At 71.0% G+C, this 24,380-nt stretch carries 21 protein-coding genes; all 21 read right to left on the reverse strand.

Features of this window, described 5'->3' with window-relative positions:
• Positions 1–4: 4 nt before the first annotated feature.
• On the reverse strand, positions 5–2,026 hold the full coding sequence (locus ABG085_RS09065) for a primosomal protein N' (RefSeq protein ID WP_347979048.1): 2,022 nt from the start codon (positions 2,024–2,026) through the stop codon (positions 5–7).
• A gap of 10 nt (positions 2,027–2,036) precedes the next feature.
• Entirely contained in the window at positions 2,037–3,230 is a 1,194-nt protein-coding gene (gene metK, locus ABG085_RS09070) for a methionine adenosyltransferase (protein WP_347979049.1), read from the reverse strand.
• Positions 3,231–3,347: 117 nt separating this feature from the next.
• On the reverse strand, positions 3,348–3,602 hold the full coding sequence (rpoZ, locus tag ABG085_RS09075; RefSeq protein WP_018170775.1) for a DNA-directed RNA polymerase subunit omega: 255 nt from the start codon (positions 3,600–3,602) through the stop codon (positions 3,348–3,350).
• A gap of 142 nt (positions 3,603–3,744) precedes the next feature.
• Positions 3,745–4,686, reverse strand: coding sequence for a guanylate kinase (gmk, locus tag ABG085_RS09080; RefSeq protein ID WP_347979050.1), 942 nt, complete (start codon positions 4,684–4,686; stop codon positions 3,745–3,747).
• Position 4,687: 1 nt separating this feature from the next.
• Positions 4,688–5,521, reverse strand: a complete 834-nt coding sequence (gene pyrF / locus ABG085_RS09085; protein ID WP_347979051.1) for an orotidine-5'-phosphate decarboxylase — start codon at positions 5,519–5,521, stop codon at positions 4,688–4,690.
• Complete coding sequence (carB, locus tag ABG085_RS09090) at positions 5,518–8,805, reverse strand: carbamoyl-phosphate synthase large subunit (protein ID WP_347979052.1); 3,288 nt, start codon at positions 8,803–8,805, stop codon at positions 5,518–5,520. The genes pyrF and carB overlap by 4 nt, the downstream gene beginning before the upstream one ends.
• The gene (gene carA, locus ABG085_RS09095) at positions 8,805–9,962 is read right to left on the reverse strand and encodes a glutamine-hydrolyzing carbamoyl-phosphate synthase small subunit (protein ID WP_347979053.1); all 1,158 of its coding nucleotides are present in this window, start codon (positions 9,960–9,962) and stop codon (positions 8,805–8,807) included. The genes carB and carA overlap by 1 nt, the downstream gene beginning before the upstream one ends.
• A complete protein-coding gene (locus ABG085_RS09100; protein WP_347979054.1) occupies positions 9,959–10,468 on the reverse strand; it encodes a hypothetical protein in 510 nt (169 codons plus the stop codon). The genes carA and ABG085_RS09100 overlap by 4 nt, the downstream gene beginning before the upstream one ends.
• Complete coding sequence (locus ABG085_RS09105; protein ID WP_347979055.1) at positions 10,465–11,775, reverse strand: dihydroorotase; 1,311 nt, start codon at positions 11,773–11,775, stop codon at positions 10,465–10,467. The genes ABG085_RS09100 and ABG085_RS09105 overlap by 4 nt, the downstream gene beginning before the upstream one ends.
• Positions 11,772–12,785 carry an aspartate carbamoyltransferase catalytic subunit gene (locus ABG085_RS09110; RefSeq protein WP_347979056.1) on the reverse strand — a complete coding sequence of 338 codons (1,014 nt, stop codon included), beginning with the start codon at positions 12,783–12,785 and terminating at the stop codon, positions 11,772–11,774. Before ABG085_RS09110 ends, ABG085_RS09105 begins: the two co-directional genes overlap by 4 nt.
• A 7-nt stretch (positions 12,786–12,792) precedes the next feature.
• On the reverse strand, positions 12,793–13,326 hold the full coding sequence (pyrR, locus tag ABG085_RS09115; RefSeq protein ID WP_163617127.1) for a bifunctional pyr operon transcriptional regulator/uracil phosphoribosyltransferase PyrR: 534 nt from the start codon (positions 13,324–13,326) through the stop codon (positions 12,793–12,795).
• Positions 13,327–13,448: 122 nt separating this feature from the next.
• Complete coding sequence (locus ABG085_RS09120) at positions 13,449–13,988, reverse strand: DoxX family membrane protein (RefSeq protein WP_347979057.1); 540 nt, start codon at positions 13,986–13,988, stop codon at positions 13,449–13,451.
• A gap of 173 nt (positions 13,989–14,161) precedes the next feature.
• The gene (locus tag ABG085_RS09125; protein WP_347979058.1) at positions 14,162–15,736 is read right to left on the reverse strand and encodes a Rieske 2Fe-2S domain-containing protein; all 1,575 of its coding nucleotides are present in this window, start codon (positions 15,734–15,736) and stop codon (positions 14,162–14,164) included.
• A gap of 135 nt (positions 15,737–15,871) precedes the next feature.
• On the reverse strand, positions 15,872–19,204 hold the full coding sequence (locus ABG085_RS09130) for a DEAD/DEAH box helicase (protein ID WP_347979059.1): 3,333 nt from the start codon (positions 19,202–19,204) through the stop codon (positions 15,872–15,874).
• Between the two features lie 49 nt (positions 19,205–19,253).
• Positions 19,254–19,664 carry a transcription antitermination factor NusB gene (gene nusB, locus ABG085_RS09135; protein WP_347979060.1) on the reverse strand — a complete coding sequence of 137 codons (411 nt, stop codon included), beginning with the start codon at positions 19,662–19,664 and terminating at the stop codon, positions 19,254–19,256.
• A 19-nt stretch (positions 19,665–19,683) separates the two neighbouring features.
• Complete coding sequence (gene efp, locus ABG085_RS09140) at positions 19,684–20,244, reverse strand: elongation factor P (protein ID WP_194415430.1); 561 nt, start codon at positions 20,242–20,244, stop codon at positions 19,684–19,686.
• 129 nt (positions 20,245–20,373) lie between these two features.
• Positions 20,374–20,832, reverse strand: coding sequence for a type II 3-dehydroquinate dehydratase (gene aroQ / locus ABG085_RS09145; protein ID WP_347979061.1), 459 nt, complete (start codon positions 20,830–20,832; stop codon positions 20,374–20,376).
• 37 nt (positions 20,833–20,869) lie between these two features.
• The gene (locus ABG085_RS09150) at positions 20,870–21,418 is read right to left on the reverse strand and encodes a GNAT family N-acetyltransferase (protein WP_347979062.1); all 549 of its coding nucleotides are present in this window, start codon (positions 21,416–21,418) and stop codon (positions 20,870–20,872) included.
• Positions 21,419–21,449: 31 nt separating this feature from the next.
• Complete coding sequence (aroB, locus tag ABG085_RS09155) at positions 21,450–22,526, reverse strand: 3-dehydroquinate synthase (protein ID WP_347979063.1); 1,077 nt, start codon at positions 22,524–22,526, stop codon at positions 21,450–21,452.
• Between the two features lie 19 nt (positions 22,527–22,545).
• Positions 22,546–23,163, reverse strand: coding sequence for a shikimate kinase (locus ABG085_RS09160; RefSeq protein WP_347979064.1), 618 nt, complete (start codon positions 23,161–23,163; stop codon positions 22,546–22,548).
• The gene (gene aroC, locus ABG085_RS09165) at positions 23,147–24,376 is read right to left on the reverse strand and encodes a chorismate synthase (RefSeq protein ID WP_347979065.1); all 1,230 of its coding nucleotides are present in this window, start codon (positions 24,374–24,376) and stop codon (positions 23,147–23,149) included. The genes ABG085_RS09160 and aroC overlap by 17 nt, the downstream gene beginning before the upstream one ends.
• Positions 24,377–24,380: the final 4 nt, after the last annotated feature.

Below are 24,380 nucleotides of genomic sequence, written 5' to 3' on the forward strand. Positions count from 1 at the left end.
AGGGTCAGAGGTCGAGGTCGGGCACGTCGACCCGAACCTTCAGTGTATGGGCGGCTCCCGGCGTGCGTCCCTTCGCGGGCCGGCGACCCTTGACCGCCTGGCTCACGACCGACGCCCGCAGACTCTCCGTCACTCGCGGGCCCAGCCCGTAGTCGAACCGCACCAGCGCGCGAACCGACTCGTCGTGCGCGAGTGGTCCGAGTACAGCCTCGGCGTCGAGCTCCGGCACCGCCTGGCGGAGCTCGGCGAGGGCGGCGTCGACGGCGCGCCGCGGTCCCTCCACCGCCGCCACCCGCACCGTGGGCGGCATGCGCAGGGGTGCCCGGTCGGCGAGCTCGGCACGGGCGTACGCGGCCTGCGTCCAGGTCGCGAGTGCGCGGGCGATCTCGCCGCCGACGCCGACGAGGTGCACAGGCGCGCCGGGTGCGGCGAGAGCGGCCGCGTTGGACCACCACCGGAGGCACGATTCGCCGATGCGCAGGTCCTCGGCCATCAGCATCCGATCCCCGTCGAGCAGGATCACCGCACGGTAGCCGCCGACCGCGAGCGGCTCGGCACCGCGCGTGGCGACCACCAGCGCCGGGCGCCCATCGATCTGGGTGACCGGATGGTCGCCGTCGGCGATGATCACGCGCGTCCCCGGAAAGGCTCTCCCGAGCTCGTCAGCGGTGCGCTCGCTGCCCGAGGAGGCCATGCGCAGCAAAGTCGACGAGCACTCCGGGCACGCCCAAGCGTGCGCGGCGCGGCCGCACCAGGCGCACGTCGGCACCGCGCCCTGCCGTGCGGCGTGCAGCGGACCGCCGCAGTGCGGGCACCGAGCGGGGTGGCGGCACTTCGCGCACACCAGGACCGGGGAATACCCCGGGCGTGCGACCTGTACGAGGACGGGTCCCTCGGCGAGAGCCTCGCGCGCGGCGGCGAATGCCGACGACGGGACGCGAGCGCCTCGTGACTCGCCCTCGCGGTTCGCGCTCAGGACCACGCGCGGGCTGAGCCGGCGCGCGGCGGGGAGATCGCGCACCCAGCCCACTGCGACCAGCCGTTCCACATCCGTGGTGCGCGTGTGTCCCGCGAAGACGAGGGCGCCGCCGTGCAGCTCCTGCCGAAGCAGCGCGGCGTCGCGGGCATGGACGCCGGGGCTGAGCGGTTCGGCGAGCAGCGGATCGCCGTCGTCCCAGAGTGCGACCAGCCCCAGGTCGGCGACCGGCGCGTACACCGTGGAGCGGTTGCCGATCACCACGCACGGCGCGTCCGCGAGGGTGCGCAGGAAGGCGGCATACCGCGCCGGACCGCTCTGCTTGGCGTCGTCGCGCACGAAGGCGTCGGCGGGGATGCGGCTCAGCAGGGCCGCCTCGAGCTGCGCGCGGTCGCGATGGTCCGGCACGGCGATGACGGCGCTGCGCCCGGCGGCGAGCACGCGGGTGGCGGCGGCGGCGAGGAGCACGGCCCAGGATCCGACGACGGTGCCGTCGGCCAGCTGAGACGGCACCGGCGGCGCGTCCAGGGCGAGGCGCTCGCCGAGGTCGAGCGCCTCGGCCAGGCCGGGATAGACAGCAAGCACCTCGGCGGCCCACGCGGCATCCTCGTCCTCGACGTGAGGATGGGCGGGCGGGCCGGCGGCCAGCCACGCCTTCTCAGCGCGGACCATGCGCTTGGGGATCGCCAGCCGCAGGATGTCGCCCGCCGACCCGGCCGCGCGATCGGCTGCGCGGCGCGCCAGCGCGTACAGTCCGGGCGTCAGGACCGGCACCGGCGAGACGACCGCCTCGAGCTGCGAGAGCGGCCGGTCGGAGGCATCCGGCTCCCCCAGCTCGACGAGGAGACCGTCCACGACGCGTCCGGCGCTGCGCAGCGGCACACGAACCCGCACGCCGGGCTGCGCGTCGGTGGCGAGCTCCGCAGGGATCTCGTAGTCGAACAGCCGGTCCAGCTGCGGCAACGGCGAATCGAGGAGCACACGCGCCACGCGGCGAAGCGGTCTCGGGCCCCCGGCGGGGTCGTGCGCGTCGTCGGGCACCGCGGTCACGCGGCCGGCGTCAGAGCCCGGCGGCCGCGCGCAGGGCGTCGGCGCGGTCCGTGCGCTCCCACGTGAAGTCGGGCAGCTCGCGGCCGAAGTGGCCGTAGGCGGCCGTCTGCGCGTAGATGGGTCGCAGCAGGTCGAGCTGATCGATGATCGCCTTGGGCCGCAGGTCGAAGACCTCGAGGATGGCGTTGGTGATCACGTCGTCGGACACGCGCCCGGTGCCGAACGTCTCGACGTAGAGCCCGACCGGCTTGGCCTTGCCGATCGCATAGGCGACCTGCACCTCGAGGCGGTCGGCGAGGCCGGCCGCGACCGCGTTCTTGGCGACCCAGCGCATCGCATACGCCGCCGAGCGGTCGACCTTCGACGGGTCCTTGCCGCTGAACGCGCCGCCGCCGTGGCGCGAAGCGCCGCCGTAGGTGTCGATGATGATCTTGCGCCCGGTGAGGCCCGCATCGCCCTTCGGCCCGCCGATGACGAACGGGCCGGCCGGGTTGATGTAGAACTGCACGTCGGGCAGATCGAGGCCGGTGGCCTCGAGCACGGGGTCGATGACCTCGGCGCGGACCGCGGCGCGCAGCGCCTTCTGCGAGATGTCGGGGTGGTGCTGCGTCGAGAGCACCACCGACTCGACCGTCTTCGGCGTGTCGCCGTCGTAGCCGAGCGTGACCTGGGTCTTGCCGTCGGGACGGAGGAAGGGCAGCTCGCCCGAACGACGCACCTCGGCGAGGCGTTCGGCCATGCGGTGCGCGGTCCACGCGGCCATCGGCATGAGCTGCGGCGTCTCGGTGGTCGCGTAGCCGAACATGATGCCCTGGTCGCCTGCGCCCTGCAGGTCGTGCGGGTCCTGCGAGCCGTCCTCGCGGCGCTCGAACGCCTTGTCGACACCGGCGGCGATGTCGGAGGACTGCGCGCCGATCGACACGCTGACGCCGCACGAGTCGCCGTCGAAGCCGGTCTCGCTCGACGTGTAGCCGATGCGGTTGACGACACCGCGCACGATCGCCGGGATCTCGACGTAGGCCGAGGTGGACACCTCGCCGGCGACATGGACGAGTCCGGTGGTGACGAGCGTCTCGACGGCCACGCGACCGTCCGGGTCCGCCTCGAGGATCGCGTCGAGGATCGAGTCGGAGATCTGGTCGCAGATCTTGTCTGGGTGTCCCTCGGTGACGGATTCGGACGTGAACAGACGCAGGTCGGTCATCGGTACTCCAGTTGTCGTGGCGCCGGTCGCCCTGGTGTCCGACGCCGGGGGGCGGACACCAGTATGCCCCCGGAGACGGACATCACCGTCTTCGAGGGCACAAGGGTCGTAACGGGATTACTCCGCGCGGCGCAGCCGCAGCTTGTCCTCGTGGATCTCGTGCATCGCGATCGTGAGAGGCTTGTCCTCGACGGTCGAGTCGACGAGCGGACCCACGTTGTCGAACAGGTTGCCTTCGTGGAGGTCGGAGTAGTAGTCGTTGATCTGACGCGCGCGCTTGGACGCGAAGATCACGAGCTGGTACTTCGAGTCGACCTTCTCGAGCAGGCTGTCGATGGGGGGCTCGATGATGCCCTGGTTCGTTCCGGCCATGGCGAAACCTCCTGGATCGGATGTCGGAATGGGAGTCTGCGGGCCTCGGGGTGCCGAGGCATCCCACCATTCTACGGGACGGATCCCGTCCGGCGGATGTGCGGCCACCGCGGGCGGGTCGGATCCCCGCTCCTCGCTGCGCTCAGTGCGCGAGGCGGGCGACCTCATCGGCTGCACGAGCCACGTCGTCATTCACGACGCGGTAGTCGAACTCGCCCTGGGAGGCCAGCTCGGTCTTCGCGGTGCGCAGGCGCCGCGCGCGCTCGGCGGCGTCCTCGGTGCCGCGGCCGACGAGGCGCTGCACCAGTTCGTCCCAGCTGGGTGGCAGCAGGAACACGAGCGTCGCCGACGGGTCCGCCTCGCGCACCTGGCGGGCGCCCTGGAGGTCGATCTCGAGCAGGACCGTGCGCCCCTCGCCGAGGGCCTTCTCGATCGGCTTGCGCGGCGTGCCATAGCGGTAGGCGTTGTGGACCGTCGCGTGCTCCAGCAGCTCGTCGTCGGCGACCATCCGGTCGAATTCGGCATCGTCCACGAAGAAGTAATGCTCGCCGTCGACCTCGCCCGGACGCGGCGCGCGCGTCGTCGCCGACACCGACAGCAGGATCTCGGGGTGATGCGCCTTGATGTGCGCGGCGACCGTGCCCTTGCCGACCGCGGTGGGGCCGGCGAGCACGACGAGGCGGCTGCGACCGCCCCGAGGCTCGAGCTCGGGCCAGCGGGTGTCGAGGAAGCTCCGAAGGTCCTCGCGCTGGCGCGAACCGAGGCCGCCGAGCCGCTTGACCGGGGAGATCTCGAGATCGTGCAGGATGCGGTCGCGCTTGCCCTCGCCGATCGCGGGGATGGCGGTGAGGAACTCCGGCACGCGCATCGCGCCGGCGGGTGATGCCGGATCGGCGAGTGCGCGACGCAGGAGCTCCTGCGGCGTGATCACCCGCATGGCGACGTCCTTCTTCAGCGCGGCGCGCTCGCGGCGCGCGGCGACGGCGCGCCGGGATGCCGCCACACGGTCGACCTCGGGAGGTCGCGCGTGCGCGCCAGAAGTATGGGGCGAAGCCCCTTCAGAAGGGGTGCGCGAATCGGGCATGTCAATCACCACGGTAGAGAAGGGCGCGCTCTGAGATGCGCGCGGCGAGCCGGTCGGGTCCGGCAGTCAGGATGCTGCGGCTCTCCGACGCTATCACCGCTACCGCCAGGTCGCCGAAGCGCGCGCGAAGGTCGTGCGGTTCGGCACCCTGATGACCGAAGCCCGGACCGAGGATCGGGGCGACCGGGGAGAACGCCCGGAGCCCGGCATCGGTCCAGTCCACGGTCGCGCCCACGACGACGCCGAGGCTCGCCCACTGCCCCTCCGGCGTGACGCGGGCGTTCCGCGCCGACACCTCGCGGACGATCGCGTTCGACACCGTCTCGCCCGATGTCAGCTGCGCGCGCTGGACGGTGAGTGCATCGGGGTTGCTCGTGGCGGCCAGGACGAAGACGCCCTTCGCCGCCCGCTCCGCGAGTTCGAAGGTGCCCTCCAGCGCCCCGGTGCCGAGGAACGGGTTGACCGTCAGCGCATCGGCCTCGAGGGGCGACCCCGGCGTCAGCCACGCCTGGGCATAGGCATCCATCGTCGTGCCGATGTCGCCGCGCTTCGCGTCGGCGATCACGAGCAGCCCTGCCGCGCGTGCCGCCGCCATCACGGTCTCGAGGGCCGCGAAACCGGCGGACCCGTAGCACTCGAAGAACGACACCTGCGGCTTGACGACGCCGACGCGGCCGGCAGCGGCCTCCACGACGCGCAGGCCGAACTCCCGCGCACCGGCGGCGGAGGCATCCATCCCCCACTCGGCGAGAAGGTGCGCGTGCGGATCGATGCCGACGCACAGCTGTCCGTGCGTCGCCGTCGCCGCACGGATGCGCTCGCCGAACGAGGTCATGCCCGCGCCGCCCGATCGGCCGCGTACTCCTGCAGGCTCCTGACGTCGAAGCCCTCGCGCAGCACCGGCAGAGCGCTCACCGCCGCGCCGAGCACGGCCATGGTCGTGAACAGCGCCTTGTCTCCGGCCACGGCCGCGGCGCGGATCTCGTAGCCGTCGGCGCGGGCGCTGCCGCCGCTCGGGGTGTTCACCACGATGTCGATCTCGCCGGCGTTGATGAGGTCGACGATGTTTGTGCCGCCGGACTCCTGGGTCTCGGAGTACTTGCTCACCACCCGCACCGCGATGCCGTTGCGGGCGAGGATCTCGGCGGTGCCCTCGGTCGCGACCAGGTCGAAGCCGAGTTCCTGCAGGCGGTGGGCCGGAAGGATCACCGCGCGCTTGTCGCTGTCGGCGACCGAGATGAACACGGTGCCCGACTGCGGCATGCCGCCGTACGCGGCCTCCTGCGACTTCGCGAACGCGGTCGGGAAGTCGCGGTCGATGCCCATGACCTCGCCCGTGGACCGCATCTCGGGGCCGAGCACAGAGTCGACGGTCTGACCGTCCGCCGTGCGGAACCGCTTGAAGGGCAGCACGGCCTCCTTCACGGCGACGGGGGCGTCGAGGGGCACGCGCGAACCGTCCTGCTCGGGCAGCATCCCCTCGGACTTCAGCTCGGCGATCGTCGAGCCCGCCATGATGCGCGAGGCGGCCTTCGCGAGCGGGATCCCGAGCGCCTTCGACACGAACGGCACGGTGCGGCTGGCGCGGGGGTTCGCCTCGATGACGTAGAGAACGCCCGCCGAGATCGCGAACTGCACGTTGAGGAGACCCCGCACGCCGACGCCCTCGGCGATGGCGTGGGTCGCGATGCGGACGCGGTCGATGTCGGTGCGGCCGAGGCTGACGGGCGGCAGCGTGCAGCTCGAGTCGCCCGAGTGGATACCGGCCTCCTCGAGGTGCTCCATGACGCCGCCGATGTACAGCTCGTCGCCGTCGAACAGCGCGTCGACGTCGATCTCGATCGCGTCGTCGAGGAAGCGGTCCACCAGAAGAGGGAGGCCCGGGCCGATGATGGCGGCGTCGGCGATGCGCACGAAGTAGTCGCGCAGCGCCTCGGTCGAGTAGACGATCTCCATGCCGCGGCCCCCGAGCACGAAGCTCGGGCGAACCAGCACCGGGTAGCCGATCTCCTCGGCCACCGCGACGGCGCCCTCGACGTCGGTCGCGGTGCCGTTGCGCGGTGCCACCAGGCCGGCGTCGTCGAGCAGGCGCGAGAACAGCTCGCGCTCCTCGGCGAGGTCGATCGCGGCGGGCTTGGTGCCGAGGATCGTGTAGCCGGCGTCCTCGATCCCCTTGGCGAGGCCGAGGGGCGTCTGGCCGCCGAGCTGGCAGATGACGCCGAGGATCTCGCCCGACTGGGCCTCGGCGTGCAGCACCTCGAGCACGTCCTCGAGCGTCAGCGGCTCGAAGTACAGGCGGTCGGAGGTGTCGTAGTCGGTCGACACGGTCTCGGGGTTGCAGTTGACCATGACCGTCTCGTAGCCGGCGTCGGCCAGCGCGAACGACGCGTGCACGCACGAGTAGTCGAACTCGACGCCCTGCCCGATGCGGTTGGGTCCCGACCCGATGATGACGACCTTGGTGCGCTCCGACGGCGTCACCTCGGTCTCGAAGTCGTAGCTCGAGTAGTGGTAGGGCGTGAGCGCCGGGAACTCCCCCGCGCAGGTGTCGACGGTCTTGTACACGGGACGGATGCCGAGGGCATGACGGATGCTGCGGACCTGGGCTTCGGCGTCGGCACGCAGTTCGGCGATCTGGGCGTCGCTGAACCCGTGCTCCTTCGCGATGCGCAGGGTGGCGGCATCCAGCTCCCCCGCCTGGCGCACGAACTCGGCGACCTCGTTGATGAGCACGATCTGATCGAGGAACCACGGGTCGATCTTGGTCGCCTCGAACGCCTGCTCGACGGTGGCGCCCTTGCGCAGCGCCTGCTGGAGCACGACGATGCGGCCGTCGGTCGGGGTCTTCGCGATCTCGAGCAGCTCGTCGACCGAGCGCGGCTCGTCGCCCCAGTGGAAGCTCGAGCCGCGCTTCTCGAGGGACCGCAGCGCCTTCTGCAGCGCGGTGGCGTAGTTGCGGCCGATGGCCATCGCCTCGCCCACGGACTTCATCGTGGTGGTCAGCGTGGTGTCGGCGGCGGGGAACTTCTCGAAGTTGAACCTCGGCACCTTCACGACGACGTAGTCCAGCGTCGGCTCGAAGCTCGCCGGCGTGACCTTCGTGATGTCGTTGGGGATCTCGTCGAGGCGGTAGCCGATGGCGAGCTTCGCCGCGATCTTCGCGATCGGGAATCCGGTCGCCTTGGAGGCGAGGGCCGACGACCGCGACACGCGCGGGTTCATCTCGATCACGATGATGCGACCGGTGGCGGGGTCGACGGCGAACTGGATGTTGCAGCCGCCGGTGTCGACGCCCACCGCGCGGATGATGTCGATGCCGATGTCGCGGAGTTTCTGGTACTCGCGGTCGGTGAGGGTGAGCGCCGGGGCGACCGTGATCGAATCGCCCGTGTGCACGCCGACCGGGTCGACGTTCTCGATGGAGCAGACGACGACCGTGTTGTCGGCGGTGTCGCGCATCAGCTCGAGCTCGTACTCCTTCCACCCGAGGATCGACTCCTCGAGCAGCACCTCGGTGGTCGGAGAGTCGCGCAGGCCCGCGCCCGCGATGCGGCGGAGGTCCCTCTCGTCGTACGCGAAGCCCGAACCGAGGCCGCCCATGGTGAACGACGGGCGCACGACCAGCGGGTAGCCCAGCTCGTCGGCGGCGGCGAGCACCTCGTCCATCGTGTGCGCGATCCGGGATGCCGCGACGTCGGCGCCGGCATCCAGCACCAGCTGCTTGAAGATCTGGCGGTCCTCGCCCTTGTTGATCGCCTCGAAGTCGGCGCCGATGAGCTCGACGTCGTACTTCTCGAGGATCCCGTGCTTGTGCAGGTCGATCGCCGCGTTGAGCGCCGTCTGCCCACCCAGGGTCGGCAGGATCGCGTCGGGCTTCTCCTTCGCGATGATCGTCTCGATGACGCGCCAGTTGATCGGCTCGATGTAGGTCGCGTCGGCGAAGTCGGGGTCGGTCATGATGGTGGCCGGGTTCGAGTTCACCAGGATGACGCGCACGCCCTCTTCGCGCAGCACCCGGCAGGCCTGCGTGCCCGAGTAGTCGAACTCGCACGCCTGCCCGATGACGATCGGGCCGGAGCCGATGACCAGGACGGAGTTGATGTCGTCGCGCTTGGGCATTACTTCGCGGCCTTCTTCTCGAGGTTCGCGACGACCAGGTCGCGGAAGCGGTCGAACAGGTAGTTGGCGTCGTGCGGGCCGGCGGCGGCCTCGGGGTGGTACTGCACCGAGAACGCCGGGATGTCGAGGGCGCGGAGGCCCTCGACCACCTGGTCGTTCAGCCCGACGTGGCTGACCTCGATGCGGCCGTAGCCGTTCGGGCTGTCGAATTCGCCGTCGACCGGGGCGTCCACGGCGAAGCCGTGGTTGTGGGCCGTGATCTCGACGCGGCCCGTCGACTTGTCGAGCACCGGCTGGTTGATGCCGCGGTGACCGAAGGGCAGCTTGTACGTGCCGAGGCCGAGCGCACGGCCGAGCAGCTGGTTGCCGAAGCAGATGCCGAAGAAGGGCAGGCCGTCGTCGAGCACGCCGCGCAGCAGGTCGACGTGGTCACCGGAGGCCGCCGGGTCGCCAGGGCCGTTGGAGTAGAACACCGCCACCGGGTCGATCGCGCGGATCTGGTCGATGGTGACGTCCTGCGGCAGCACGTGCACGTCGAAGCCCCGCGCAGCCAGGTTGTCGACGGTCGCCTGCTTGACGCCGAGATCGAGCACGGCGAGGTTGCCGATGCGCTCGCCGGTCGCCATCGTCACCTCGGCGGCGGCCACCGACACCTGCGCGGAGAGGTTCTGACCCGCCATCTGCGGAGCCTCGCGGACGAGACGCAGCTGCTCCTCGGGGTCGATGCCCGCCGCGTCGCCGGAGAAGATCGCGCCGCGCATGCTGCCGGCCGAGCGGATGTGGCGGGTCACGGCGCGCGTGTCGATGCCGCTGATGCCCACCACGCCGTCCCGCGTCAGGGCCTCGTCGAGCGACTCGTCGGCGCGCCAGTTGGAGACGACGCGTGAGGGGTCGCGGACGATGTACCCCGACACCCAGATGCGCCGGGACTCGGGGTCCTCGTCGTTCATGCCGGTGTTGCCGATGTGCGGTGCAGTCTGCAGCACGATCTGGCCCGCGTACGAGGGGTCGGTGAGCGTCTCCTGGTATCCGGTCATGCCGGTGGAGAACACCACCTCGCCGATGGTGGTGCCCTGGGCGCCGTACGCGCGTCCGTTGTGACGGGTCCCGTCCTCGAGCACGAGGACGGCAGGGTCGGTCTGGAAGAGGGAGGTCATGAGTCGGTTCCCGTCTGGTTCGGGGGAAGGATGCCGGCCACCGCGTCCGCGAGAGCGCGGGCCGAGGCGTCCTGGGGTCGGAAGTAGCTGTCGACGGTCGTGCCGGCGTCGGTGCGCCAGGTCAGCCGGGTGAGTCCGCCCGGCTCGACCACCCGGTCGATCGCGACGGTGGACTGGTCGACGTCGACGATGCGGTCGGGCGTCAGCACGAACGGGTCCTGTCCGGTGAGGCCGATCGCCACGCCCTCGTCGGCGACGATGACGGTCGCCTTCGAGCGGAACGCCATGCCGGGCGCCGCGATCCGCTCCAGCGGGGTGTCGCGGGCGGTCGTCGCGACGTACAGGGCGTCGAAGGACGCACGCACGTGGGCGTCGGCGGGCAGCTCACCTGGGTGGACGAGGGGTGCGGCATCCCGTCGCGTCCGCCGCCACCACGCCCACGCGAGCGCGACGAGCAGCACGACGGCCACGGCGATCATGACGGCCAGGGCCCCTTCGCGGGTCACGCGCGCACCCCCGGGGTGTCGAGCAGGGCGCCGTCGGCGACGGTGACCGTTCCCCGGTGGAGCGTCCAGCGCACCTCGCCCGGCAGCTCGCGGCCGAGGTACGGCGAGTTGACGCTCCGACCGCGCAGATCGTCGGTCGTGAAGGTGCGGCGGGGCGCCGGGTCGTAGAAGGCGAGGGATGCCGGCTGGCCCTCGGTGAGCGGCGTGCCGTGCCCCGCGAGGCGGCCGATGCGTGCGGGCTCGCGCGACATGACGCGCGCGACATCGCCCCACGTGAGCAGTCCGGTGTCGACCATCGACTGCTGCACGACCCGCAGCGCGCTCTCGAGGCCCACCATGCCGTTGGCCGCCGCGTGCCACTCGCACGCCTTCGCCTCGGCCGGGTGAGGGGCGTGGTCGGTCGCGACGATGTCGATCGTGCCGTCGGCGAGGCCCTCGCGCACCGCGAGCACGTCCTCCTCGCGGCGCAGCGGGGGGTTGACCTTGAAGCGGGCGTCGTAGTCGCGCACCAGCTCGTCGGTGAGGAGCAGGTGGTGCGGGGTGACCTCGGCCGTCACATCCACGCCGCGGCGCTTGGCCCAGCGGATGATGTCCACCGAGCCCGCCGTCGAGAGGTGGCAGACGTGCAGGCGCGAGCCGACGTGCTCGGCGAGGAGCACGTCACGCGCGATGATCGACTCTTCGGCGACGGCGGGCCAGCCGGCGAGTCCCAGCTCCGCCGACACCGCGCCCTCGTTCATCTGCGCGCCCTCGGTGAGACGCGGGTCCTGGGCGTGCTGGGCGACGACGCCGTCGAACGCTTTCACGTACTCGAGCGCTCGCCGCATGATGAGCGGGTCCCAGACGCAGAAGCCGTCGTCGCTGAAGACGCGCACCCGGGCGCGGGAGTCGGCCATGGCGCCGAGCTCGGCCAGGCGCTCGCCCTTCTGCCCCACGGTCACCGCGCCGATGGGCTGCACCGTGACGAAGCCCGCCGCCTCGCCGAGGGCGAGCTCCTGTTCGACGACACCGGCGGTGTCTGCGACCGGCGAGGTGTTGGGCATCGCGAACACGGCGGTGTAGCCGCCGGCTGCGGCGGCGCGCGATCCGGTCAGGATCGTCTCGGATGCCTCGTACCCGGGTTCGCGCAGGTGCGTGTGCAGATCGACCAGGCCCGGCAGCAGCACAAGCCCGTCGACGTCGACCACGGTCGCACCGGCGCGGCTCAGGCCGGGGCCGATCTCGGCGATGACGCCGTCTGTGACGATCACGTCGGCGAGGGTGGTGGCCTCGACGCGGGCGCCGCGGAAGAGAAGGGTCTCGCTCACGGGGTGTTCTCCTTCTCTGCGCCCACCGGAGAGGGGGCGTTCATCGCGGGTGTGCTGTCGGCTGCGTCGTGCTCCGCTCCCGCCAGCAGCAGGTAGAGCGCGGCCATGCGCACCGAGACGCCGTTCGCCACCTGCTCGAGCACGGTCGAGCGCGGCGAGTCCGCGGCTTCTGCGGAGATCTCCAGACCCCTGTTCATGGGTCCGGGATGCATGACAATGCTATCCGCTCCGAGCGCCTGAAGGCGGCGTGCGTCGAGGCCCCAGCGCCGCGAATACTCCCGTTCAGTGGGGAAATACGCCGCGTTCATGCGCTCCAGCTGGATGCGCAGCATCATGAGCGCGTCCGGTGAGGACGAGATCGCCTCGTCGAGGTCGTAGAGCGTCCGCACCGGCCAGCGCGACATGTCCTGCGGGACCAGCGTGGGGGGCGCGACGAGGGTCACCTGAGCGCCGAGGGTATGCAGCAGCCAGACGTTGGAGCGGGCCACGCGCGAGTGCAGGATGTCGCCGACGATCGCGACCTTCACGCCCGCGAGATCGCGGCCGCGGCTGTCATCGCCGAAACGACGCTTGCGGATCGTGAACGCGTCCAGGAGCGCCTGCGTCGGGTGCTCGTGGGTGCCGTCGCCGGCGTTCACCACGCCGGCGCTGATCCAGCCGCTGGTCGCGAGGGTGCGGGGGGCGCCGGACGCGCCGTGGCGGATGACGACCGCATCCGCTCCCATCGCCTGGAGGGTCTGCGCCGTGTCCTGCAGCGACTCCCCCTTCGAGACACTGGAGCCCTTCGCCGAGAAGTTGATGACGTCGGCCGACAGGCGCTTCGCGGCCGCTTCGAACGAGATGCGCGTGCGTGTCGAGTCCTCGAAGAACAGGTTGACGACGGTCTTGCCCCGCAGGGTGGGGAGCTTCTTGACCTCGCGCCGCTGCGTGTCGGCCATGTCCTCGGCCACGTCGAGGATCCGCAGCGCGTCCTGGCGGGCGAGCGTCCGGGTGTCGAGCAGGTGCCTCATGCTCCCGTCACCGTCCTTCGATGGTGACGGACTCGGCGCCGTCGGTCTCGTGGAGGCGCACGTTCACACGTTCCTCGCGGGAGCTCGGCAGGTTCTTGCCGACGAAGTCGGGGCGGATCGGCAGCTCTCGGTGTCCTCGGTCGACGAGGGTCGCCAGCCGCACCGCAGCCGGACGGCCGATGTCCTGCAGGGCATCGAGCGCGGCACGGATGCTGCGTCCTGAGAAGAGGACGTCGTCCACGAGCACGACCACCTTGCCGTCGATGCCGCCCGGCGGGATCTGCGTGCGCTGGGGAGCACGCGTGGGATTGCGATGGAGGTCGTCGCGGTACATCGTGACGTCGAGCGCGCCGATCGGGACGGTGACACCGCCGAACTGCTCGACGAGCGCGCCGATCCGGTGGGCGAGGGTGACGCCGCGGGTGGGGATGCCGAGGAGGACCAGGCCTTCGGGACCCTTGTTGGACTCCAGGATCTCGTGGGAGATCCGAGTCAGGGCCCGGGCGATGTCGGCCTCGTGCAGCACGGTGCGCGTGCTCATCCGCCGCTCCCTTCTCCGCCTCACGGGACGGGGTTAAAGGTTGCTGTGATCGGCGCCCAGTCTACGTCACCGCGAAGGCCGGCCCCAATCGGGACCGGCCTTCGCGGTGAGCCTCGTGATCGTCAGGCGCGCGTGGCGCGCCCACGCAGCACCTGCGAGGCGACGACGAGGGCGGCGGCGATCAGCACGACGTTCTTGAAGATGTACTGTCCGGTCAGCGTCGGGCCCGCGGTGCCGAAGACCTCGGCCGGCAGCAGCACGAGCGGCGAGAGGATTCCGACGAATGCGAGCGCGAGCACCACCAGGCCGATGCGGGCGAAGGCGCCGCCGGCGATGAGGAGGGCTCCCGCCGCGACCTCGATCAGCGCGGTGGCGACGAGCGCCGCCTGGCCGCTGACCAGCCCGAACGTCAGCTTCTCCCACGTCTGGCTCACCAGGGCCTCGACGGGACTGACTCCGGGGAAGAACTTCATCGCGCCGAAGACGACGAACACACCGCCGAGGGCGATGCGCAGCGCCGGGATGCTCCAGCGCTGCAGCGCGGTCTTGGTCGCAGCCTCGGCGCGGGCCTCCCACGACAGCAGGGTGCGGATCGTGCTCGGACGGCCGGTGGGTGCGGGGACGACGACGCCGGCGGCGCCGCGGACGGGAACGGTGGTCATGGCGTGACTCCTTCGGGTTCTGATCGCCCGCGATCGCGGGCACGGTGATCAGGATCCCCGCGGCTGCGCGGTGATACCGATGACCAAGGATTGGCGCCCGGAGTACACACCTCTGCGCACAGAAGCGCCGTCTGGTTGTAGAGGATCTACAACCAGACGGCGCTGTGGTCCGCTCAGGCGGCGGGGGTCGTCACCTCGCGCTGCGCGTCATCCTCGACCAGCGACGCGCGGATCGGGTGCCCTTGGCTGGTGAGGCACCTGCCGCTGGCCAGATCCCACTTCCAGTCGTGGAGGGAGCAGGTGAGCACGCCGTCCTCGATCTTGCCCGTCTTGGTGAGGTCTGCACGCAGGTGCGGGCAGCGGCGCTGCACCTGCCACTCGCCCAGCTGCGCGTCTTCGGTCTGATCGGTCTGCTCGGCGTACCAGTTCTCGACGTACTCGATGCGGTCACGGGACAGGCATTTGAGGAACGTCGTCAGGAACTCGTTGAACTTGCCGCTGCGACCGACCTCGAACTGCATAGACAGGAAGATCGAGTTCGACCAGTCGATCTCGTGGTCGGCGATGTTGGTCGAGACCAGGTCAGCAGGGATCGTGTACCAGTAGATGCACTCGTCGTCCTGGTACTCGCGGACCTTCGCCTTCGGGAAGTCCACGACCATGTCGAGGTCGCCGATGCGGAAGCGCACGACGCCGCCGACACCGTTGCGGATGGTGCGGGCGCGGCGCAGCAGCGGCTCCCACCACTCCTTGATCGCGGCGAGCATCTCATGCGGCGGCAGCACCGCTGCCCGGGTGGCCTCCTCGGCGCGGATCTCGTCCTGGCGGCTGCCCTGCTGTTCGGCGAGATACGACCACTTGTCGTCGAAGATCCGGTCGATCTCGGCATCCGTGTAGAGCGTCTGCGTGACCGAGAGGGCGCCGCCGTTCAGCTCGACCACGGTGCCGGGCACGAACTCGTAGCCCTTCTGGTCGGGGCGCAGCTCCTTCATGTGCTGCAGGAACTGCCGCTGATCCGTGAAGATGGCGTCGCCGTCGAGACCGTAGCCGTTGTACTTGAACAGCTCTTCGCGCAGGAACATCGGCGGCCCGGCCATCGGGAAGACGTGTTCGGCGTCGACCTTCTCGATGTAGTACATCGCCCGCTTGTTCTGCGCGTCGCGCTTGAGCTTCGCGAAGTTCTGCTTCGCGTCCTGCGGCAGGTCGTAGACCATCGGCCACCAGATCGCGCCCGACACCTGCGTGAAGTACGCCTCGGGCTTCGAGAAAGACATCAGCTTCTCGAGGTCGAGCGGATGCGAGTCGTTCTGGTTCAGGATGCTGGCGGTCCCGTCGTCGACGCTCAGCGAGGAGTCGCCGATCGGGCCGTCGCTGGGCGCGCGCAGGGGCGTCACCATGAGCTTGAGCGCGCCGAACTCGAGCGGCACCCCGGCCTGCGTGTAGACGATGTTGTCGTAGCCGAGCCGCCGCAGGTCCTGCTCGAGATCGTCGGTCGGGTAGTCCGGCAGCAGGACCTTGATGTCCTTCGGCACGTGGCGCTGCATGAGCGCCGGGTCGAAGTGGTCGCGGTGGCGGTGCGAGATGTAGAGGAAGTCGGCGTTGCCGTACTTCGCCCAATCGAGCCCGCGGTTGTCGGGGAACGGGAACCACGACCCGAAGAAGGTCGGGCCGATCACCGGGTCGCAGAGAATGCTTCCTCCGGCCGTCTCGATGAACATTCCGGCGTGGCCGAGGCCCGTGATGCGCATGGGACTCCTCCCCTATCCAGCAGTCGTACCGTCGAACCAGACGAGTCTAGGCGAGGCGGGCCGACCCCACCGTGCGCCCCGGCCGTGCAAAAGCGATCCCGCTCTCTGGGCGCGCTCCGGCCGGCGACGGCCGGATCATCCCTCGAAGAGTCCGCGGATGTCGTCGGAGGTGAGCGCCTGGCCGAACAGGGCGTCGTCGTCCATCACCGAGCGGAACAGCCGTGATTTGCGCTGCTGCAGGGCCATGACCTTCTCCTCGATGGTGCCGTTCGCGATGAGCCGGTACACCATCACGCTGCGGTGCTGACCGATGCGGTGGGCGCGATCGACCGCCTGCGCCTCGGCCGCGGGGTTCCACCACGGGTCGAGCAGGAACACGTAGTCGGCTTCCGTCAGCGTGAGGCCGAAACCGCCCGCCTTGAGGCTGATGAGGAACACCGGCGCCTCTCCCCCGCGGAAGGCGTCGACGGCGGCATCGCGATCGCGCGTCGAGCCGTCGAGGTACGCATACGGGATGCCGCGCTCTTCGAGCCGGGCGGAGACGAGGCCGAGGAACGACGTGAACTGGCTGAACACGAGGGCGCGGTGCCCCTCGGCGAGGGCTTCGTCGAGCTGCTCGAAGAGCGCGCCGAGCTTGCTCGGCGCGATGTGGGAGTACGCCGGGTCGACGAGCTCGGGGGCGAGACTCAGCATGCGCAGCAGCGTCAGGGAGCGGAACACGATGAACCGGTTGCGGTCGAGGTCTTCCAACAGCCCCAGCACCTTCTGGCGCTCGCGCTGCAGCACGGTGTCGTACAGGGCGCGGTGTGCCGCCCCGAGCTCGATCCGCACCTCCTGCTCCTGCTTGGCGGGCAGGTCGGCGGCGACGAGCTCCTTCGTGCGCCGCAGCACCAGTGGACGGATGCGGCGCCGAAGGCGCGCGAGGCGTCCGGCGCGATACGCGCCGCCCTCCTGGTTCTCGGGCACCTTGCCCTTCTCGATGGGGCCGACGTACTCCTCCCGGAACCGCCGCGCGGAGGCGAACAGCCCGGGAGCAGCCAGCGAGAGCAGGGCCCACAGCTCGGTGAGGCTGTTCTCGAGCGGGGTGCCGGTGACGGCGAAGACGACGTCCGCCGGCAGATCGCGCGCCGCCCGGTAGGCCTTGGTCTGGCTGTTCTTGACGAACTGCGCCTCGTCGAGGATCAGGCCGGCCCACGTGACGCGTGCGAACTCCGCCTCGTCCAATCGCAGGAGCGTGTACGACGTGACGACGATGTCGGCGTCGGCTGCGGCATCCGTCACCGTCGTGCCGCGTTTCGCGCGGGTCGCGTCGATGACGGCGACGCGCAGGTCCGGCACGAAGCGCGCCGCCTCGCTCCGCCACGTCGAGAGCACCGATGTCGGCGCCACCACCAGGAAGGGGCGCTTCTCGCCGGTTTCGCGCGCGTGCGCGATGAGGGCGAGCAGCTGCAGCGTCTTGCCGAGGCCCATGTCGTCGGCCAGGATGCCGCCGAGCCGGTGCTGCCACAGGAAGGCCAGCCAGTCGAAGCCGACCCGTTGGTATGGGCGGAGGTCCGCCTGCAGCGCGGCAGGGAGCGGTGTGGAAGGAACTCCCTCGGCGTCGCGCAGCGCCTCCACGGTGGCCCGCCACGAGACCGCGGGCTGCGCCTCGTCCGCGAGATCCTCGAAATCCGCCCACAGGGCCGTCTGATACCGGCTGATCCGCGGTCCGGTCTCCCATTCGTCGAGCTCGCCCGCCTCGTCGATGAGGTCGCGCAGGCGCGCGAGCGAGGGATGCGACAGCGAGAAGTACGCCCCGTCGCTCAGCAGGATCTTCTTGCGGCCGCGCGAGAGCGCGGTGAACAGCGTGCCGAACGGGATGCTGCGGCCGTCGATCGTCACGACGACGCCCAGGTCGAACCAGTCGGCGTCGGTCGTCTCGACGGACGTGATGTCGATACGCGGATCGCCGGCGAGCTCACGGTAGTGGGGACGTTCGCCCGAGATCTCCACACGGACGTCGTCGTCGGCCTCGAGCAGCGGCAGCAGCTGTGACGCGAACTCCGCCGCCACGATCCCCGACAGCGTGTCGGCGCCGGCGAAGTCGACCGGCGCGTGATCGCGCCAGAGCGACTCGACGCGGTCGCGGATCTCGCGTTCCAGCGCCGGGTCGCCGTCGTCGCCGGTCGCATCGAGGCCGAGCAGCTCGCCGTCGCCATAGCGCCACGAGAGCGCGTAGACGAGCCGATGGCTCGGTTCGAATCGCACCAGCACCACGAGCTTGGGCCGGGGCGGCGGGGCGACGTCGATGCCGGGCGCCTCAAGATCGACGCGGCGGGCGATGCGCGGCAGGTGCTCGCGCACGAACTCCGCGGCCTCGTCCGCCGGCACGGTCACGGCTTCGCGCGCGCGGAGCAGCGCCGGCACCGGGTCGGGCAGCGCGACGGCCGCCAGCACCAGCTCGATGCGCTCGCGCTGCACCGTGAACCGGTAGACGCCCGTGCGGCCGACCGGACGCAGCGTCGCGGGTGGACTCACGCGCCCCGAAGCTCCGGAGGAAGCGGGGACGGCGTCCGGGGAGGGAGTGCCGACGGTCTGCTCGCCGTCGATCGTGACGACCGGGACGATCTCGAGGCCGCGCGCGCTGCGCTGCGCCTGCACCGAGACGGTCGCCGCGGACGCCAGTGCGACCGTCGTGTTGCGCTTCGTCGGAACGAACGGGATGCCGTGGCCCGCGGCGGACGCCAGATGCGGCCAGAGCAGGCTCGACTCGATGTCGTCGAGGGTGAGCCAGTCCGACACGTCGGAGAACGCGCCGAACGAGCGGACGTCGCGGCCGATGCTGTGCAGCTCGGCGAACCACCGCGCCTGGGCGGGGTCGTACACCGTGCTCGGCCGCCGCAGGGCGTCCCACGAGACGCCGCCCTTGATCCACGCGTCGGACCGGGCGGAGCGCTCCATCGGGCGGAGCCCCACCAGCACGTCGGCGCCGTGCTGGTGCAGTCCGCGCGGCGTGGCGGACTCGACGCGTGCCGGTGCCCACGCCGACGCGCCGCGACGGATCCGCTGGCGCAGTTCGATGCCCAGCGCGAGGGGCGTGTGCGCCCGGGGTGCGGGGGCCGGCGCCGCGAACACCGCGCGCCACGACGATTCGCCGGGCGACGCCGGGGCCGCCGCGGCCAGCCGGTTCGCTGCGAGCAGCGTCGCGACCGTGTGCTTGCAGTCGAACTGCACCGGGCACGTGCACGACGTCGCGGCGATGGGGTGGTCCACGCGCTGCGGGTCGAGCCGGACCCGGCAGCGGTACGTGCGGCCGGCGCTGCCGGCGACGACCGCCTCGATCACGCACGTGACCGGGTCCCAGTCGAGCCGCTGCACGGCGCCATCGGCGAAGTACGCCGCGCCTCGTTCGTAGGAGCCGCTGTCGGTGTGCCGGCGGATGTGCCCGGGGTCGACGAACGGCGGGGGTCCGGCGGACGGCGGGGTCACGGCATCCATCCTGCCAAGGCCCGCCGACACCGCGGCGGACGCATCGCGGTCAGCCTGTGCGCGCGATCCGGGCGAGCACGCCGTGCACGAAGGGTCCCGAATCGTCGGTCGAGAACTCCTTGACGAGCTCGACCGCCTCGTCGATGGCGACCGCGGTCGGGACCTCGTCGTTGTACAGGATCTCCCAGACGCCGATGCGCAGCACGGCGCGGTCGACCGCCGGCATGCGGGCGAGCGTCCAGTCCTTGGCGAACGTGGTGATCTGCTCGTCGATGGCGTCCTGGTTGTCGATCACCCCGTCGACGATCTCACGGGCGTACAGCCAAGAAGCCTCGCGGGCGGGCTCGTTCGCGGCCCGCTTGGCCTCGGCGGCGAGGACGGTCGCCGGCGTATCGCCGCGGACGTCGGCCTGGAACAGGATGTCGAGCGCGCGTTTGCGCGCCTTCGTACGGGCACTCATCAGTCAGCGGCCGCCGACCTCAGTTGACGCGGCCGAGGTAGTCGCCGGTGCGGGTGTCGACCTTGACCTTGGTGCCGGTCTCGACGAACAGCGGGACCTGGATCTCGTAGCCGGTCTCGACGGTGGCCGCCTTGGTGCCGGCCGACGAGCGGTCGCCCTGCAGGCCGGGCTCGGTGTAGGTGATCTCGAGGATGACCGACGCCGGGAGCTCGACGTAGAGCGGGTTGCCGTTGTTGAGCGCGATCTGCACCTGCTGGTTCTCGAGCAGGAAGTTGGCGGCGTCGCCCACCGTGGCGGCTGCCACGTTGATCTGGTCGTAGTCGGCGACGTCCATGAAGACGAAGTTGTCGCCGTCGTTGTACAGGTAGGTGAAGTCGCGGCGGTCGACGTTCTCGATGTCGATCTTCGCGCCCGCGTTGTACGTGCGGTCGACGACCTTGCCCGAGACGACGTTCTTGAGCTTCGTGCGCACGAATGCGCCACCCTTGCCCGGCTTGACATGCTGGAACTCGATGACGTTCCAGAGCTGACCGTCGATGCTGAGGACGACGCCGTTCTTGATGTCTGCGGTGGATGCCATGAGGGTGCGAATCCGTTTCGTTGTGGTGTGAGCGGCGTGAAGCGAGAGGCGGTCGCTGCCCGTCGACATGCTCGGGGACCGGCAGCGCCGACGTTCGATTCTACGGGATGCCTGGTCCCGGGCGATTCCTCAGCCCTCGGCCTGCCCGGTGAGGATGTCCACGAGCCGTTCGACGGCCGTCGCGTAGCCGGCGACGCCTTCGCCGATCACGTGCACGATGGCGACGTCGGCGACGTAGGAATGGTGGCGGAACGCCTCACGTGCCTTCACATCCGAGATGTGCACCTCGGCGACCGGAAGGCCGACGCCCGACAGCGCGTCGCGCAGGATCACCGAGGTGTGGGTGAGTCCGCCGGGGTTGATCACGATGCCGGCGCAGTCCTCGCGGGCCGCGTGGATCGCATCGAGAAGCACGCCTTCATGGTTGCTCTGCACGGCCCGCACCTCGAAGCCTCGCTGTGCCGCGGCATCCCTCGTCACGCGCTCGACGTCGGCCAGCGTCGCCGTGCCGTAGATCCCGGGTTCACGTGCGCCCAGCAGGTTGAGGTTGGGCCCGTTGACGAGGAGCAGACGGCGGGGGTGGGTCATGATCGCACGATATCAGCGCACCCGGATCGCCTGCCGGTCACGGCAGCGGGCGGGTCATGACGACCTGCGGGCCGATCGCACTCGAGTACGTCTCACCGGTCGGGGCGAAGCCGGCACGTCGATATGCGCCCGCGGCGCGGGCGTTGTCGCGGTGGACGTCGAGCGAGATCCGGTCGAGCCCGAGGCTCGCCGCCCATGCGGCGGCCGCGGCGAGCAGGGCGTCGACCGCACCCGTCCCGCGGTGGCCGGGGTTCACGTACACGCCGACGACATCGGCTCGGCGATCGTCGACGTACCGGCCCAGCGCGTCCTTCTGTCCGGTGGCGCGGATCAGCACCGACAGGCTCCCGATCCACACGTCGTCGACGACCGCGACGAACTGCGCGGCCGTCTCGCTCGTCGCCGCCTGGCCGGCGCGCTCGCGCCAGAACTCATCGGGGCGCTCGGAAACCTGCTCGGGCGTCTCGAGGAACGCCATCCCCGCGTCGGGGTCGCTCGTCGACTCCAGTCGGAGTGCCCGCACGGCGGCCCACTCGTCCGAGCGGATGCGGCGCACCGTCAGGCGCGGATCAGGCGATGCCGTCATCCGAGCACCCTAGCGCGCCGCCGGGCGGTCATCAGCCCGCGACCTCCTGGTAGGCGGCGAAGAGCAGCGACTCGTCCGGCGCTTGGAGCACGGTGGGCTTGGCGATGTCGTCGAGCACGATGAAGCGCAGCATGCCCCCTCGGCTCTTCTTGTCGCGCTGCATGGTCGCGAGCAGCGTCGGCCAGCGCCCGGCGCCGTACGTCGTCGGCAGGCCCAGTGAGCCGAGGATGTCGCGGTGGCGCTGAGCGGCGGCATCCGGAAGCCGGCCGGCGAGCCGCGACAGCTCGGCGGCGAAGACCATGCCGACCGAGATCGCGGCGCCGTGACGCCAGCGGTAGCGCTCGGCGTGCTCGATGGCGTGGCCGAGGGTGTGGCCGTAGTTCAGGATCTCGCGCAGGCCCGCCTCGCGCAGGTCCTCCCCCACGACGCGCGCCTTCATCTCGATCGCGAGCTCGATGGTGCGACGGAAGGCGGCGCTCTGCGGGTCGACGGCCGCTTCGGGATCGGCCTCGACGAGGTCGAGGATCTCGGGCGCCCAGATGAATCCGGCCTTCACCACCTCGGCGTAGCCCGCGACGCGCTCGTTGCGCGACAACGAGCCGAGCAGGTCGAGGTCGCAGATCACGGCGCGCGGCGCCCAGAACGCGCCGACGAGGTTCTTGCCCTCGGCGGTGTTGACGCCGGTCTTGCCGCCGACGGCCGCGTCGACCATGCCGAGCACGGTGGTGGGAACCTGCACGACCTCGACGCCGCGCAGCCAGGTGGCGGCGACGAAGCCGGCGAGATCGGTGACCGCTCCCCCGCCGAACCCCACGACGACGTCGGTCCGCGTGAAATCGGCCTTGCCCATCACCTGCCAGCAGAAGGCGGCGACCTCGATGCGCTTTCCCGCCTCGGCGTCGGGGATCTCGGCGAGCAGCACCTCACGGTCGCCGACGAGCTGCGCGCGCAGGTTCTCGGCCTGTGCCGCGAGCGTCGGCGGGTGGATCACGAGCACCTTGCGGGCAGCGGCCGGCAGTGCTTCGCCGAGCGACGAGAGGATGCCGTGGCCCACGGTGATGTCATAGCTCGCGTCGCCGCTCACGGTGATGGTCGTGGCGTCGGTCACTTCGACTCGCTCCGCTCGCTCAGTACTCGCATGGCGTCTGCTCCTTCTCGAGGGGGCCGCTGTCGTGTGGGCTGATCTCACTCGGTCCGGCCGAGCCGGCGGCCGCGTCATCGGACTGCGGGAGGCTGTCGCCGCGCACCCACGCGACGAGGGCGTCGACGACGTCCTGCAGCGGACCGGTCGACGTGTCGAACGTGACGTCGGCGAGTTCTTCGTACACGGGCCGGCGCTCTTCGAAGATCGCGGTCCAGCGCTCGATGGCGTCGTCGCCGCCCTGTAGCAGCGGCCGGTTCGAGTCGCGCACGCGGCCGGCCACGACGCGCGGCGACACGGTGAGGAGCACGACGCGGAGCTGTGAGAGCTCCGCGCGGGTGTCGGGGTCCATGATCGCCCCGCCGCCGAGCGAGACGATGCCGCCGGTGGCCAGGCCTTCGCGGACGGCGGCGCGCTCGGCCGCACGGAACCGCGCCTCGCCATGCTCGATGAAGAGCTGCTCGATCGGTCCGTGGTCGCGCACGACTGCGGCGTCGGTGTCGAAGAAGGGCAGGCCGAGCGCACGCGCGGCCTTCTTGCCGATGCTGGTCTTTCCGGCCCCCATCGGGCCGATCAGCACGACGGCGTCAGAGTGCGAGGTCATGCTCGGCGAGACCGGCGTCGCTCTCGGCGGCGCTGCGCAGCGCGTCGGGGATCGCCGCGAGGTAGCCCTCGAGGTTGCGGCGCGTCTCGGCGACGCTGTCGCCGCCGAACTTCTCCAGCACGACCTCGGCCAGGACCACGGCGACCATCGCCTCGGCGACGACGCCCGCCGCCGGCACGGCGCACACGTCCGAGCGCTGGTGGTGCGCCGACGCGGCGTCGCCCGTCGCTACGTCCACGGTGCGCAGTGCCCGCGGCACGGTCGCGATCGGCTTCATGCCCGCGCGCACGCGCAGGACGGTGCCGGTCGACATGCCGCCCTCGGTGCCGCCCGCCTTGTCGCTCGAGCGCGTGATGCCTTCGCCCGCCACGAACAGCTCGTCGTGGGCGGCGGAGCCGCGACGGCGCGTGGTCTCGAACCCGTCGCCGACCTCCACGCCCTTGATGGCCTGGATGCTCATGAGCGCCTGTGCGAGCTTGGCATCGAGGCGGCGGTCCCAGTGCACGTGCGAGCCGAGTCCCGGCGGCAGCCCGTACGCCAGCACCTCGACGATGCCGCCGAGCGTGTCGCCCTCTTTGCGCGCGTCGTCGACCTCGGCCACCATGGCGGCGCTCGTGGCGGCGTCGAAGCAGCGGAGCGGATCGGCGTCGAGCACCTCGACGTCGTCCGGCGTGGGCAGGGCCGCGCCGGCGGGAACCTGCACCGGACCGATCGAGAGCGTGTGGCTGACGAGACGGATGCCGAGCTCGGCGAGGAAAGCGCGTGCGAGTGCGCCGAGGGCGACGCGTGCTGCCGTCTCGCGGGCGCTCGCGCGCTCGAGGATCGGCCGGGCCTCGTCGAAGCCGTACTTCTGCATGCCGACGAGGTCGGCGTGGCCGGGACGGGGCCGCGTGAGCGCGGCGCCGCGACCGCGCGACTTCTCGGTGAGCTCGACGGGCTCGGGGCTCATGACCTCGACCCACTTGGGCCATTCGGTGTTGCCGATGCGCAGGGCGATGGGGCTGCCGAGGCTGGTGCCGTGCACCACGCCGGACGAGATGGTCAGCTCGTCCTCTTCGAACTTCATCCGCGAGCCGCGGCCGTAGCCGAGCTTGCGGCGCGCGAGATCCGCCTGGATCGCGGCGCGGGAGATGGGGACGCCCGCGGGCAGGCCCTCCATGACGGCGACGAGTTCGGGGCCGTGCGATTCGCCGGCCGTGAGCACGCGGAGCATTGGT

The sequence above is a fragment of the Microbacterium sp. ProA8 genome (assembly GCF_039905635.1).
GTDB lineage: Bacteria > Actinomycetota > Actinomycetes > Actinomycetales > Microbacteriaceae > Microbacterium > Microbacterium chionoecetis.